General features: G+C 35.7%; 15 protein-coding genes and 1 pseudogene. 6 read left to right on the top strand and 10 right to left on the bottom strand.

The features are described from left to right. The first annotated feature begins 170 nt into the window (after nucleotides 1-170). Nucleotides 171-1,583: a PQQ-dependent sugar dehydrogenase gene (locus tag MKY81_RS10100; protein ID WP_341117685.1), complete on the top strand. Its 1,413-nt coding sequence runs from the start codon at nucleotides 171-173 to the stop codon at nucleotides 1,581-1,583. 134 nt (nucleotides 1,584-1,717) lie between these two features. Here MKY81_RS10100 and MKY81_RS10095 read toward each other — a convergent pair. Next, a pseudogene (locus tag MKY81_RS10095) lies at nucleotides 1,718-1,873 on the bottom strand (VOC family protein); the annotation flags it as partial. Nucleotides 1,874-2,085: 212 nt separating this feature from the next. Further along, the gene (locus tag MKY81_RS10090) at nucleotides 2,086-3,660 is read right to left on the bottom strand and encodes a hypothetical protein (protein WP_328018627.1); all 1,575 of its coding nucleotides are present in this window, start codon (nucleotides 3,658-3,660) and stop codon (nucleotides 2,086-2,088) included. 367 nt (nucleotides 3,661-4,027) lie between these two features. Between MKY81_RS10090 and MKY81_RS10085 the strand changes: the two genes are divergently transcribed. Beyond that, the gene (locus MKY81_RS10085; RefSeq protein WP_108073371.1) at nucleotides 4,028-4,873 is read left to right on the top strand and encodes a PHP domain-containing protein; all 846 of its coding nucleotides are present in this window, start codon (nucleotides 4,028-4,030) and stop codon (nucleotides 4,871-4,873) included. Between the two features lie 103 nt (nucleotides 4,874-4,976). On the opposite strand, the gene MKY81_RS10080 is transcribed toward MKY81_RS10085, so the two are convergent. The 7 genes from MKY81_RS10080 to MKY81_RS10050 all read right to left on the bottom strand — a co-directional run bounded on the left by MKY81_RS10080 (nucleotide 4,977) and on the right by MKY81_RS10050 (nucleotide 10,493). Continuing rightward, nucleotides 4,977-5,138: a hypothetical protein gene (locus MKY81_RS10080; RefSeq protein WP_181294713.1), complete on the bottom strand. Its 162-nt coding sequence runs from the start codon at nucleotides 5,136-5,138 to the stop codon at nucleotides 4,977-4,979. 252 nt (nucleotides 5,139-5,390) lie between these two features. Next, nucleotides 5,391-6,116, bottom strand: coding sequence for a Fic family protein (locus MKY81_RS10075; RefSeq protein ID WP_341117684.1), 726 nt, complete (start codon nucleotides 6,114-6,116; stop codon nucleotides 5,391-5,393). Nucleotides 6,117-6,252: 136 nt separating this feature from the next. Continuing rightward, entirely contained in the window at nucleotides 6,253-7,152 is a 900-nt protein-coding gene (locus MKY81_RS10070) for a hypothetical protein (protein ID WP_108073375.1), read from the bottom strand. A gap of 435 nt (nucleotides 7,153-7,587) precedes the next feature. Then, nucleotides 7,588-8,193, bottom strand: a complete 606-nt coding sequence (locus MKY81_RS10065; protein ID WP_108073377.1) for an ABC-2 transporter permease — start codon at nucleotides 8,191-8,193, stop codon at nucleotides 7,588-7,590. Next, nucleotides 8,181-9,056 (bottom strand): ABC transporter ATP-binding protein, encoded by an 876-nt coding sequence (locus tag MKY81_RS10060; RefSeq protein WP_108073379.1) that lies wholly within the window; start codon nucleotides 9,054-9,056, stop codon nucleotides 8,181-8,183. The genes MKY81_RS10065 and MKY81_RS10060 overlap by 13 nt, the downstream gene beginning before the upstream one ends. 5 nt (nucleotides 9,057-9,061) lie before the next feature. Further along, complete coding sequence (locus MKY81_RS10055) at nucleotides 9,062-9,433, bottom strand: GntR family transcriptional regulator (RefSeq protein ID WP_325949673.1); 372 nt, start codon at nucleotides 9,431-9,433, stop codon at nucleotides 9,062-9,064. Nucleotides 9,434-9,956: 523 nt separating this feature from the next. Further along, on the bottom strand, nucleotides 9,957-10,493 hold the full coding sequence (locus MKY81_RS10050; protein WP_341117683.1) for a hypothetical protein: 537 nt from the start codon (nucleotides 10,491-10,493) through the stop codon (nucleotides 9,957-9,959). A 147-nt stretch (nucleotides 10,494-10,640) separates the two neighbouring features. On the opposite strand from MKY81_RS10050, the gene MKY81_RS10045 reads away from it, so the two are divergent. Then, complete coding sequence (locus MKY81_RS10045) at nucleotides 10,641-10,835, top strand: hypothetical protein (protein ID WP_341117682.1); 195 nt, start codon at nucleotides 10,641-10,643, stop codon at nucleotides 10,833-10,835. A 296-nt stretch (nucleotides 10,836-11,131) separates the two neighbouring features. Here MKY81_RS10045 and MKY81_RS10040 read toward each other — a convergent pair whose 3' ends face one another. Beyond that, nucleotides 11,132-11,644: a helix-turn-helix domain-containing protein gene (locus MKY81_RS10040; protein WP_341117681.1), complete on the bottom strand. Its 513-nt coding sequence runs from the start codon at nucleotides 11,642-11,644 to the stop codon at nucleotides 11,132-11,134. Between the two features lie 97 nt (nucleotides 11,645-11,741). Here MKY81_RS10040 and MKY81_RS10035 point away from each other — a divergent pair, with 97 nt between their 5' ends. The 3 genes from MKY81_RS10035 to MKY81_RS10025 are packed head-to-tail and all read left to right on the top strand — an operon-like array spanning nucleotide 11,742 to nucleotide 13,622. Next, nucleotides 11,742-11,984: a PLDc N-terminal domain-containing protein gene (locus tag MKY81_RS10035; protein ID WP_341117680.1), complete on the top strand. Its 243-nt coding sequence runs from the start codon at nucleotides 11,742-11,744 to the stop codon at nucleotides 11,982-11,984. After that, nucleotides 11,968-12,858 carry an ABC transporter ATP-binding protein gene (locus MKY81_RS10030; protein WP_341117679.1) on the top strand — a complete coding sequence of 297 codons (891 nt, stop codon included), beginning with the start codon at nucleotides 11,968-11,970 and terminating at the stop codon, nucleotides 12,856-12,858. Before MKY81_RS10035 ends, MKY81_RS10030 begins: the two co-directional genes overlap by 17 nt. Then, a complete protein-coding gene (locus tag MKY81_RS10025) occupies nucleotides 12,855-13,622 on the top strand; it encodes a hypothetical protein (protein ID WP_341117678.1) in 768 nt (255 codons plus the stop codon). Before MKY81_RS10030 ends, MKY81_RS10025 begins: the two co-directional genes overlap by 4 nt. The last annotated feature ends 4 nt before the right edge of the window (nucleotides 13,623-13,626 follow it).

The raw sequence follows: 13,626 nt of genomic DNA, 5'->3' as shown, positions 1-13,626 counted from the left end.
CACTGCAAAATGGAAGAAAAGACTACTAAACAGAAACTGATGAGTGGCCTGTTTTTTAGGATCCAACATACAATAATCCATCCACACTCATCTTAAACAGCTTCTAATTTTCATTGACTAGTTGAACCGTTCTCATCATATTCTTATAAAAAAGAAGGGATGGGAATGAGTTGATCAAAGTAAAGGTTCGTTTACGGCCCATTGTTAGTAAGATTAATTTGCCCACTGTTATGAAAACGACTATACTTCCAGGTGATTCAATTGAACGATTATTTATTGCGACCCAGGTAGGAGAGATTTTTTACATAGGGAACGGCGATGTTAGGACTTTTTTAGATATTCGCCATCGAGTCATTAAACTAGGATCCTCTGAACCTGGTGTTTCCGGTCGGGGATATGATGAACGGGGATTGCTGGGGCTTGCGTTTCATCCACATTTTTATTATAACGGGTTGTTTTATCTTCATTATTCAGTAGCTGGAACACAAGGTCCGGGTGCTCTTCCTAAACCCTTTAAGCCTGACCCGTGTGATCCAAGTACGTTAAACCTAAAGTGGAAAAATAGAGAGACATTATATGATCATATTGATACGGTTGAAGAATGGATTTTACAATCAAATGGTCAACCTCAAAAACGAAGGACATTATTGAACTTAAGAAGACCATTTTTTAACCATAATGGTGTTAACAGCTTAAACTTTTCACCTGAAACAGGAAAACTTGTTTTTACAACCGGGGATGGTGGAGCAGGCTATGATCCATTTAATTTAAGTCAGGATGATATGGAGATATTCGGCAAAATCATCGAAATCGATGTAGACAAGAATACGTCTATCCTTAATCCCCCCGTCGTCACACGTTTTAATAAGCTGCCAGTACCCATTCAAGAAACACTCACGGTAATCGCCAAAGGGGTTCGCAATATACCAGGCATAGCATTTCAAAGATTTGGTCGTCAGTATATCAAGTATGTGGGAAATGTCGGACAGGATTTAGTAGAATCAATTTATTCATTCGTCCATTATAAACCTATACCAGTTCCTCACCTCATTGAAGCTTCTTTAATGAAAGCGAACCTTGTCGATGAGGGGTTGATAAACCTTGGGTGGCGGGGATGGGAAGGTTCTTTACCTACTTCGACGATAAGTGATTGCTCAGCAGATCCGACTTTGAAAGAGAAAACCATCGCCTATTATAATGAAGCAATAAAAACCTCAGTGAGTCGTCTTCACCCTTTAACTAGTTATTTTCATAAAAATCCTCGCCCCGATAAGTTTGGCGGAACCGCCCTAACAGGAGTCCAGCCGTATATGGGAGATGGAATCCCCCATTTAACGGGAAGCGTAGTGTTTACCGATCTTGCCCGAGTTGAAGAATCGCGGCCACCTGTCCGAGGGGTATTAGCCTATACAAGAGGAAATGATTTTAGCATTATTGAAACCGATGATCACTTTGGTTCGCAATCAGCCTATTATGTTAGTTTGGGAACAAATATGGATCAAACGAGACTCTATTTAGGTGTATATGGATCTATGAAAGTGACGGATTTGAACCAAGGTAGGGTTATGGAGGTTGTTTTGTGATTTACTATAATGGTTGACTTAATTTCGAATAAACCTCTTTAATGGCTTTAACTGAATTAAATGAAAAAACACCCGCAAAGGTTGATTATTCAACATTTGCGGGTGACTTTCATGATTTTTGTAATATTTGAATTCTACTTTGCATTCTCATCCGGTTGATGGATGCCAAAGATATTTCCTTCCGTATCAATATAATAGCCCTGCCATGCCATTCCGGGTAGTGCATACTTTGGCATGGCCACTTTGCCACCAGAACTCATAATTTTTGCTTCAGTAGAATCCTGATACTCCCACAGCTAAAGCAGTGGGGTTCTGAATCTATTGCTTTCATCTGACCGGCAGCCACAGATCATACAAAATGTATGCTTGACATCTAGGGTTGCAGATACTGAGACAATTTTCTCCAGAACATTCGCTGTCAAAGAAACATTCGTTTCCATTAACGACAACATCTTTCGGCTCTCACGAGTTCGGTTGTATCAAACCGCAAATTTAAATTCACTTAATTATTTAGGATGATGCCTGAATTAAAGATCATCTTTTTTTGACTTATAATCTCTTTTATTGCAAAATCGTGTAGATTTTGAAATATAGGAAACGTTTCGTGACAACGTTTTCGATTGGCTTTCGTTCCAGATGCGTTTGAGTTCATTAACAAAAATGCCGAATATAAATCCCTTTGAATTTTCGTGTTTTCATCTATCTGATGCCAACGTTGTGACAAAGCTTTTTTAATATAATTATCTCGTACGTGACAATACTGACTGGCCTTAAATTTATGAGTATTAACTTTAATAAATGAACCTCCAAGACGTTTTACCTTTTCTTCTAATATAGAAACAAACATTGCCGGTGCTCGATGTCCTAGTGATTTTCCAAACCTCTTTTTACGTTTATATTTACCAGTCTTTACAGAAACTTCAGTTTCCTTTTTCCGCTTTTGCAGTGCTTTAAAATTCATTGTTTCAATATAGAAAGTATCGCCTAATTCTAACAGTCTGTTCGCTAATGTTCGATGAGATACTGTTCGAATAACCACTTGTTTCCGATGGAACTCTTTTAACTTCGCGCGAAGCTTTTTATAACGGGGTGAAAACACCCAGTATTTCTTACCCTTTTTGATGGTCCCATCAAAATGAAAGTTTTGTGGATTTGTGGCACGCATTGAACGGTTCATCTTTCTTTGGGTTAGCGTAATTTCACGGGATATCTCTTTTACTTGCTCGGCTAAATTTACCAATGAAACTTTCGTTAAAGCTGAAACAGCGACGGTGGAGATACCAATATCTAAGCCTACTTTTCCTTTACCAAGTTTTCTGTTTTTTGTCGGTGGATAACCAGCAATGACTAGATCAGCAAATAAACGCACCTTTCCCCGAATTTCTTTCTTGACGATACGAACATATTTGACATGATAAAAATCCTGAACAGTTTTTGTATCACCTTCAGAGGTTACTTTATAAGAAAACTCTGTTTTCATTTTTAAATGACGAATGATTTCTAAAGCGTACTGGTCTTTCTTTCTCACGATTAATGGCGATTGTAAATCTTTATATACGATATTTCCATCGATGTATCTCCACCCTGTTTTGTTGGTTTTGCCCTCAAAACTATCCATTTCATGCTTTTGAATGAAACGAACTTTTTTAGCTTTCCCGAACAATTTTCTGCTAAAAGTATGCCAGGCTCTCGTCGCTATTTTTTGAGCAACAGCTGAATTAACTTTGCTTCCGAAGTGTTCACGAACCGGCTTCACCCATACGTGAGAGGAATATTCCGTTAGGTGGTATTTCTCTCTTAATGTTTTTAATTCATCTTGAATATGTTTTTTATCTTTTATCAAAGCTTTATTTTGTTCATTTTTCTCTAATTTTTTCGAAACAGCTTTTAATTGACGAATAAGTTTTTTATAACGTTTTTCCCGTTTCATTTGTTTTTCTAATTTTAAATACTTGCCCAATACCGTATTGTATATTACTCTACAAATTTCTAATTCATCAAAAGCTACGGAAAATAAAAGAGGGTTTTTCTTTAACTCTAACGATAATACGAAACTCGGTGAAGATGTTTTTGCCATTTGTGAACACCTCCAATTCGAACATATGTTTCTATAATTATATTATTTTGAATATAAAAAAACAAGGGACATGCCCATGTTTTTACGATTTTTTTAGATACTTGAAGGACCAAAAAACTTCTGTTTTCGTGGCACTTCGAATCTGACCTCTCTCTCATCCCACCCCTAAAGGAGTGGGCTTTCTCGTTCGGGTAATTCTGTAAAATCGTGCCTGTTTACTGTGACCGACACAAACACCAAACTTCGGCTTTCTGCTCATCCTTGTTAAGATAACGGTCAGGATGCCTTCCTTGCTTTTGTTACATAGGAAGGGAATATTATCCTCAATGGCGAATGTTGATTTATATAAATTTGTTACGGAGCTGATATGAAAATGAATCATAAAATTGCTGATTTACATATTCACTCTATATTTTCCGATGGAACGATGTCTCCCGAAGAAATTATAGCTAAAGCAGTAGAGAAAGGGTTAGGTTTAATAGCGATTACTGACCACAATGTGCTAGAAGGTTCAAGAGAAATACAAAAGCTAAATAATAAAAAAGAACTATTGTTAATATCTGGTGTAGAACTGGACGCATTAGATAGAGGGAAAAATCTGCATATATTGGGTTATGGAATGGATTTAAATAATGAAAGGTTTAGAGAATTTACTAAAAAAAACAGATTGCTTTTTGAGTCTTTAGATGAGCGACTCATAGAAAGGATGCAAAGGGAATACAATAACATATCTCTAGAGGAATACTTAAATTATAATTATGACCGAAAAAACGGTGGTTGGAAGGCATTGCATTATTTTGTGGAAAAGGGGATTACCAGCAGCTTGACAGCAGGTTTTGCATTCTATTCAAAGTATGAACTATCATTTGACTGCATTGAATTTCCCTCTGTTAGCATGGTATGTAATCATATTCACAGTGCAGGCGGGAAGGCAATTCTTGCTCATCCTGGAAGAGTAATAAATGTTACTGAAAGGAACGATTTTAAGAGAGAAATAACTAGATTAATTAATTTAGGGATTGATGGCATTGAGTGCTATTATCCAACGCATTCTCATGAAGTCACAGAAGATTGCCTGTCCATTTGCAAAGAACTCGGCTTGTTAATTACAGCAGGTTCTGATTGCCACGGTAATTTTGGAAAAATCGAAATTGGAGAGATGGAAATACCGATTTCCTGGTTAAATCTTGGAGATATTTTAAGTCACAATTAAGTATGCAAATTCACCACATGATTAAACGGGAAAACGACTATAACGACAGGTCTTCTCTTTCCATTTAACTCTACTGTCCATCCCTCTCCACGCCTGCTGTGTTTTACTCATCTTCTTTACCCCAAAATATTTCCTCTTTTTCTTTTATTATTTGTTCATTAGGAGGTCTGCTATCAAAATAATTATCAAATAACATATTGAGTAATTTAATCCGTTCCCTATTATCCATTTCTTCAATTGCTTTCATGATTTCATCAGCAGTCATTTATAACCACCTCATTAATTTTTAGAGGATTGAGGGCGATATTACATCATGCCTGTATTGAATTTCCCGCCATATAAACAAAAACTTTTGTAAGGTATATTTGCTAACGAGATGATTAAAGTCGAACACCCCCTAATTTCTACTACTTCACAAAATACCCCACAACAGCAGGAAAACAATTAAATTCTTTCCTCATATCGCGAAACGAAATCACATCATTTCCTCTAGTAATATATTTATTAAATCTATTTTTTATATTGCACTTAAATATAAATCTAACGAATCTTCCGCCTCTTTTGCGACCAACTGAATAAAATCATCATAATCCTTTTGGGTATGTGCTTTATCTAATGCTTCGTAATATTTTAAGCGATTTTCTACCTTGATAACGACAGGTGGGTAGCCCTCTTTCATGAGTTCCAAATTTAACAATAAACGGGAAGTACGACCATTCCCATCGATAAAAGGATGTATTCCGACAAAAATAGCGTGTAACATTGCACCACGAGTAACCGGATGCATTTGTTTCGCTTCTTGTTCATACCAATTTATAAGCTGCTCCATTTGATCCTTTATAAGGAATGGAGCTGGCGGTCTATGTTTTGCACCTGAAATAAATACTTGCTGATCTCGATATACACCCGCATATTCATCATCGATGCCTTTTAATACAAGCCGATGCAAATTTTTAATCTGCCATTCTGAAAAGGGTTCTTTATTTTGGACAATTTCTTCTACATAAAAAATCGCATTACGATGATTAATTACTTCTAAGTGTTCACGCATCGTTTTCCCACCAACTGTAATCCCTTCAAGAACTATTTTCGTTTCATTTATAGTTAAGGTGTTCCCTTCGATTGCATTTGTGTTATATGTCCATTCAAGCAATAACTTTTCGCGTAAACTACTTAATGTATACTTTGGTAAAGGTCGACTTGCATCAAGAAGAGCCTTTTTCTGATCAATTTGTTCAAACATTCTATCTCACCTCATAGGGTTTTGTCCTTTACTTTCCTACCATTCTCTTTCTACAAAAAAGGAGAATTTCCTCCATAATGAGTTTACTCATTATCCATTTCACGTTCAACTAAGGCAATAAAAATATAACGGCCGGTCAAACTGAAACGTCAAGCTTTGTCGCAGCAATTTGCATCTGTTTAATCAGTTGCCGACGCAACTTCTCCTCAATTGGAGCGTTTTTCGTTTTCAGAAAACGTACCATAATGAAGCCGTCCGGGGCAAGCATGCTCAAGATCAATTCATGCTGCAATCCGGAACTGCCCTCCGTTTTTATTTCAATGATGGAGTAATCCTCTTCTTCCTCTAGAATATCACTATACTCTAGTGTGTTTCCCTCAATGAAGCTTTTTGTATGCTCTTTAATCGAGGCAGCTTCCATCTCTAGAAAGTAATCGAAAGTAAGCTTTTCTGATGTCCGATATGAATAACGCTCCTTTTCGGGATAATAGCCGATGAACTCACTATCGCCGTATAAAAGATAAGTAGCCGGCTTTAAATGCTCCAACTGAATGACATCAATAAAACGCTTCATATTGTCAAAGTATTCGGCCCCTGGAGGTACAACCGCCTTTTCTCCCGGCAGAATTTTTCCATCTAGGTCCAAAAACAGTTCACTATATCTTGCATATTTCATGATCCAAATCGTTTTACCTTCTACCTTAATTTGTACATAATAACTTGAAATATTGTTCGGGTTTGTTCCGTTTTCATCCTCTTCCTTCACACATGTATACATATGCTTCCGCGTATATGTAAAAGTTGCCTCCTCCTCATTCATATCCAGTATTTCGAGGTGGAGAATTTCGGACGTACTATTGTAGATTTGAAAATTCATCATGAGGGAAAAGTGATTTAAAAAGGAGATTTCGCGATGGTCCGGATGAAACATTTCCTGCAATTGTTCGAAATCCTTATTCATATACGTTGTTTCCAGTTTCTGCACGAGTTCTTTAATTGTTTGCTCATTTATTTTCGGCTTTCTTTTGAATAACATTTATTATACCTCCAGTGCTCCTGACCACTCATCTGTTTAAATTTTCATATAAGTTTAATCCAAACAAGTCAATAACGAAACTCGCTCCACTGTAACTGAACGGGCTATCATTTCTTCTTTCGGGGCATCCACGTTCTAAACTATTAACTTACATGCTAGTATAAAAAAATGACCCACATTGGTCCGCATTGTTAAGAGGCGTTGTGGGTTTTGTTAACTTTAAACTAACAATCGGCTTTCTGATTGTCAAGCGCCTTTTAGGATAAAACACAAGGATTCTTTCATGTTTCGACAGATTTCCTTCAAACATTGAAAAATAAGCGTTTAAAGCTCATATGCAGTAGTTTAAAAGATATCACTTTAAGATGTTGCCGCATTTACTCTTACAATCTTTGAGATACGTTTTTAAAAGTTAGTTCCAATTATGCAAGTCAGTTAAAATGCTTTGCGCTGGTAAATGATATTGGTTACTACCCAAGAAACAGCATAGAGGGTCATGATGACAACTGCCGCTCCCGTATATAAAGACGATATGGATAAATTGAGAATAAAATCAGTAATTGCTGTAAAATGTTTCCCTAAAAACCTCACAATAGGCGGTCCTATACCTGCTAAAAGAAGAAAGCTAATGATTACAACCGTTGTAATATAGCCTGGTTTAAATATATAAAATAATGGAAAGGTAAACGCAGCAAATACTAAGAATAAGCCTCCGCCAATTGCAATATCAGTCATCGTAAAAGGTTTATTGAAAACAAATAATGCTAGACTCGTTACCCCAATGGATAACACCATATAAACGATAGCACCAACATAGCGGGATGCGATAATTTCCGTACGTGTATAAGGCAAGGAATTTAATAATATGTTTGTCTCAACTTTTTCATCGTAAGCATATGTGTTAAAGGGAATAAAAATACTGGCAACGAGAAAAGTCAAAGCTGGATGAGCGTCCATAATGATAAAGAATAGGATAAAAGGAATAAAGATTAATAGCTGCCTTTTCTGTAATATGACATCACGTCTGATTAAATTGAACATGCTGTATGCCTCCTTTGATTGGAGTAATACATGATATCTTCCAGTGATGCTTGTTCAATGACAACCGAGTCCCCGAAAATATTTTTCACTGCTTTTATATTATCCGTTAATGCTTCGAATCCAGTTGAGGCACGATGAACATGAACAAACGCCTTTTCCGTGTCTCTATCTAGAAGTTCTATTCCTCCTTTAACGAGCGCATAGTCTTCAGCTACATCATGAATGGACTTATTAAATACTAATTTCCCTCTCTGTATAAAAGCAATATAATCTGCAATACGATCTAAATCAGTTGTAATGTGTGTAGAGAAGAAAATGGTACGATGATCATCAACCATTAATTCTTGTAAAAGATTCAGCAACTCTCGTCTAAATACAGGGTCTAAGCCTGCTGTTGGCTCATCCATAATGATTAGCTCTGCATGATGAGATAGAGCTATCGCCAATGATGCCTTCATTTGCATCCCTTTTGAGAAAGTTTTCATCGTTTTATTAAGTGGTAATTCGAATTGCTCAATATATTGATAAAATAATGTATTATCCCAGTGTTTGTAAGCTGGTGAAATAATGCGCTTTATATCTTTTAAGTTCAGCCCTTCAAAAAATACATTGCCATCGTATACAAACCCAATGCGCTCCTTAATCTCCTTTTCATGTTTCTTGTAATCCAATCCGAAAAGCCTAACCTCCCCGGCATCCGGCTTTAATAGATTCATCATCATTTTTATCGTTGTCGACTTACCAGCTCCATTCGCTCCAATGAAGCCCGTTACAAAGCCTTGCTTCACCTGTAGATTAATATTTTTAACGGAAAAATCTTTGAATGTTTTCGTTACATTCTTTAATTCCACCACATTTTCCATTCATTTCACTCCTCGTATAAAATCTTCAATAATTGCTGGAGCTCATCAAGTGACAGACCGATTTCCCTGCTATTCGTTATGACTGCATTCAACTGCTCTTCAATGACCTTCAGCTTCTTCTCTTTTATAACCTCTAAATTTTGCTCTGCGACAAATGAACCTTTTCCGACAATGGAATAGATAAAGCCCGCCTTCTCCAATTCTTCATAGGCACGTTTCGTCGTGATTACACTAATTTGTAAATCCTTTGCGAGATTACGCATAGAAGGTAAAGACGTGCCCTCCTGAAGTTCACCTGCTAAAATTAACGATTTAATTTGATTCGTAATTTGTTCATAAATCGGCTCCTTTGAACTGTTAGAAATAATTATTTGCATGCCTATCCTTCTTTCTTATTTTTTGGAAGCGTACTTGAAATAATTAAAAATATACTAATGGTATTTGCTAGATTCATGTTATGAGTTCTAACTGAATTCAAATCCTCATTCTTCATATAATGTATATATACTATATAAACATTATATACACACTTAAAGCATTGTGCAACGTTTATTTGATGTGAAAAGAAGTTTTTGAAAACTATAAAATTTATATAAAGGCAAAAAAATAAGCATATTCCTTGATTAGGGATTACGCTTTCTTCATTGATCCGGAATTCACCGCTGGAATAATTGCAATTTCCTTAACTCAATATTCTAGACTAACATTTATTTCATTTAATACGACTCATCATCCCTGTATTTTTAAATATCTGCAATGAATACTAAATTCCTTTGCCAAAGATGTATGAAGAAAGCGAAAAAACGGGAAGCCACCATGGAGAAAAAATTTTAATAAAAGAATCTAATCAATCATAGTACAAGGCCATCACATCTAAAAAGTTATGGTTTCGGGCGCTTATTACATCATGCCGCCCCTAACACACTCAATTCTATATTTTCGTAGATATATAAACGAATTATCCAATTCTACAATATTGTCACCCGTGAGATATAGTAAATCGAAATATTTATCATATTGCTCATTGTAACCAGGTGTTTCGATATTTATAGGACTATACAAGTTTGATGGCTGTTGTGTAGTTTTTTTGATTACTCTCGTACTGATGTTGTATTGATGAGTATAAATAATCTCATTAGACATATCTACTGCTAATTCTTCCCCCTCAGATAAGGAGAAATTTTCATTGCCAGAACCTTGTAAATCATGATGGTTGTTTAAACCAATTGAACCTTTTAGAAAAGATAAGCTTAATATGAGAAAAATAGTTGCAGCGGAGGCTAAAACTGTCCAATATAACGGATTAAACTTTCTTAATTTGTGATAACCTTGTTGAATTTTCAGATGAATTCTATCGCTTTCTTCAGTCGAAAATTTAACATTTTCATCCAAATAACTTTTCACTTTATCAGATATCTTTTTATCAAAGTTATTCAAGTTTACTTTGAAGAGCTTCTCTTCCGCGCAACAGTCTTGATTAAAGAAAAATGTCAGTTCTGATGGATGTATGTACAAGATCGGCAACCCAAACGCCCAACCATTCGAAAATGCTTGGGTAAATTATGTTGTATTAAATTTGAGGAGATGAGGTGTGCAACGAATGGGACATATCCAGTTATCGCTGTTTGGGAAAACGTCATGGGAGCTTTTTCATCAAACAACAGGTTGGATTTTAAAGCCGTGCTGGAGTCGTTCACAAATACCGAAATTCCAATGCCTGCTTCTGGAGACTGGGAAAAAGCTGGAATGGTCCGAGGGAATAATGTTGATATATTCTAGCGCGTCCTGGATGCCCGATATTGGGGAAAGCCCACGCTTCCTCAAAGAAGAAGACGTATCTTCCTCGTGGCAGATTTCGGAGGAACACGTGCCAGTGAAATATTAAAATTAATTAAAAGTCAGACTTCTTAAGATAGCTCTTATTTTACTTTGCAGAATTACAAGAAAGACTAGTTAAAGTCTCCTATAGTTTGAAGGCAGACGTTGTTTATCAATAGTGATAATGATAAAGTGTTTTTTCTTGGAAATCAAGTACTCCCATTTTTCGTCCTATTTTTTTCAATCACAACCTATTTTCACGGTATAATAACTAACGAGACTGTTCGCTCTTTACTACTATCATTTTGCGATTCATCATAATATTTATTAAATAAAGCATTAAGTTCTGACTGGAAATCTTTAAATTTAGACTCATCTAAATGTAACTTCGCAATGGAGAAAGTAGATTGATCCTTTTTTCCCTTCATGACTTCGTGGTAACTTTTGTAGGATTGTAGAATGTACATGAAATAGAAAGTTACAAAATTCACCTTTTCATCATAGCTTGCTTGATTCCATTCTTCCTCATCAATTTTATACGTTTCTGTGTTTATTGCGTAAAATTTTTCTTCTCCTGAACGTGTTTTTCTTGTGTTTACAACCTTCACCAATCCATCTTCATACATCGAATTCATATGTCTATACAATGTAGCTTGTGGCACATCTTCTAATAATTCGTTTAATTGCATGATGGATAATCCTTCTTCTTTATCAATCAGTTCTAATGCTATTTTAAAACGTATTTGATTTTTAAATAATTTAAAATCCATAGCTTTCACTCCTTACTACTAATAATAATTGATTTTTGATGAAATGTACATTATAATTATCGTTATCAATAATGATAATTATAAGGAGGTTACCTTTATGAACACTGATATTAGTGTCTTATTTGATTTGGATTGGGGCGCAATTTTACCATTAGTCATTCCAATTTTGGCTTTACACGTCATACTTTTAGCTGTCGCATTATTTGATTTGTATCATCGTAGAAACATTGTAAATTACCCAATCGTTTGGGCGATTGTCATCGTACTGCTCAACACGCTTGGGCCCATACTGTATCTGATTATTGGAAGGAGAATGTTAAAGAATGATCGCCATTCATAAGGTGAATAAATCTTTTAGAGGTAAAAAAATATTAAAGGATATTAGTTTTGATATCGCAGAAGGAGAGTGTATTGGTCTATTAGGGCCAAACGGAGCGGGGAAAACCACGTTGCTTAAATGTATGACTGGCATCATCCGTTATGAGAGCGGAAAAATTACCTTTCTTGGCAAAGACATTTTAAATTTCAAGAACGATATTGGTTACTTGTCACAGCACACAGATTTTAAACAGTGGATGACTTGTGAAGAATCCTTACGATTTTTTGGCAGCTTATCTGGTTTAAGTAAAGATTATCTGAATGACAATATCAATGAGATTTTGACAGATGTAGGTCTGAAAGACAAAAACAAATACAGAGTGGAAGAATTATCGGGAGGAATGAAACAGCGGTTAGGCATTGCTCAAGCGATTCTTCATCGTCCCAAGCTTTTAATCTTAGATGAGCCTGTTTCTGCACTTGACCCAGTTGGCAGAAATGAAATCAAGAACTTAATCAAAAAACTGAAATCATATACGACTGTTCTCATATCTACACATATTTTAGATGATGCCAGTGAGTTCTGTGACCGCTACATTATTATAAAAAGCGGAAAAATTATTGGAAACATAACCAATCAAGATGAAACGGTAAATAGGAAACAAGTATACTTTCAGGTTAATACAGACGAAACCATTACATCAACCATGAAATTAAGTAAAACCTACGAATGGGAAGAGATAAAAACTGGCCAATTTTCAGTCACGAGTAATGAACCGATCATTTTTTCTCAGCTTATCAAAGAATTGGAACAACAAAATATCCAGATCAATTCTCTAGCATATGAGAAAAAGGATTTAGAAAAAATATTTTTAGAGTTGGTGTCCGAAGTATGAGAAATATATCTATCCTATTAAAAGTAGAGTTGTTAGAAGCTGTAAGGAATATTAAATTTATCTGGTTGACTTTATTCTTTACCATCCTTGGTGTAACACAGCCGTTAATTGATAAATATATGGAGTTTATTCTTAAAAACGTTGGCGGTATTGACGGGATTATGATTGATCCAAATGCCCCCGACCCACTAGCCAATGAAGTGTTATTGGCAACTTTTTCTGGTCAATTTAATCAAATCGGCTTAATTGTACTCATTATCAGTTTTATGGGGATGATAGCCAATGAAAAAAACAGTGGTGTTCAAGGCTTTATCTTTACCAGGCCTGTATCCAGTTTAGAATATATCAGCTCCAAACTATTTGGAAACTGGTTAATCAGCATGGCCTGTATTGCAATAGGTTCCATAGTTTCCTATTTTTATACGATTTATCTTTTTGACTATTATTCTATCACGGATTTCTTATTGTTCCTTGTATTTTACAGTGTATGGATTCTTTTCGTCATCAGTTTAGCGGTGTTGTTCAGTACGATGATAAAAAGTTCGTTGTTTATTGGTGTCGCAACGATTTTATTATCGATGGTTTTCCTGTTACTAGGAAATATCAATGAAACATTTTCTTTATTCCTGCCAAGCGGTGTACTGAACTTAGCAGAAAGCCTGCTTCTTCAAACAGGCAGCGCCAACTTCCTGTTACTCATTGCACCAATCATCTATATTATAATCAATATTTTTACAGCCAAGTTGTTCATTAATCAGGTTTAGGAGG

Source organism: Heyndrickxia sp. FSL W8-0423 (assembly GCF_038009395.1).
GTDB lineage: Bacteria > Bacillota > Bacilli > Bacillales > Bacillaceae_C > Heyndrickxia > Heyndrickxia sporothermodurans.
The sequence above is the reverse complement of the archived record's forward strand: the minus strand, read 5'-3'. Positions and strand labels throughout refer to the sequence as shown.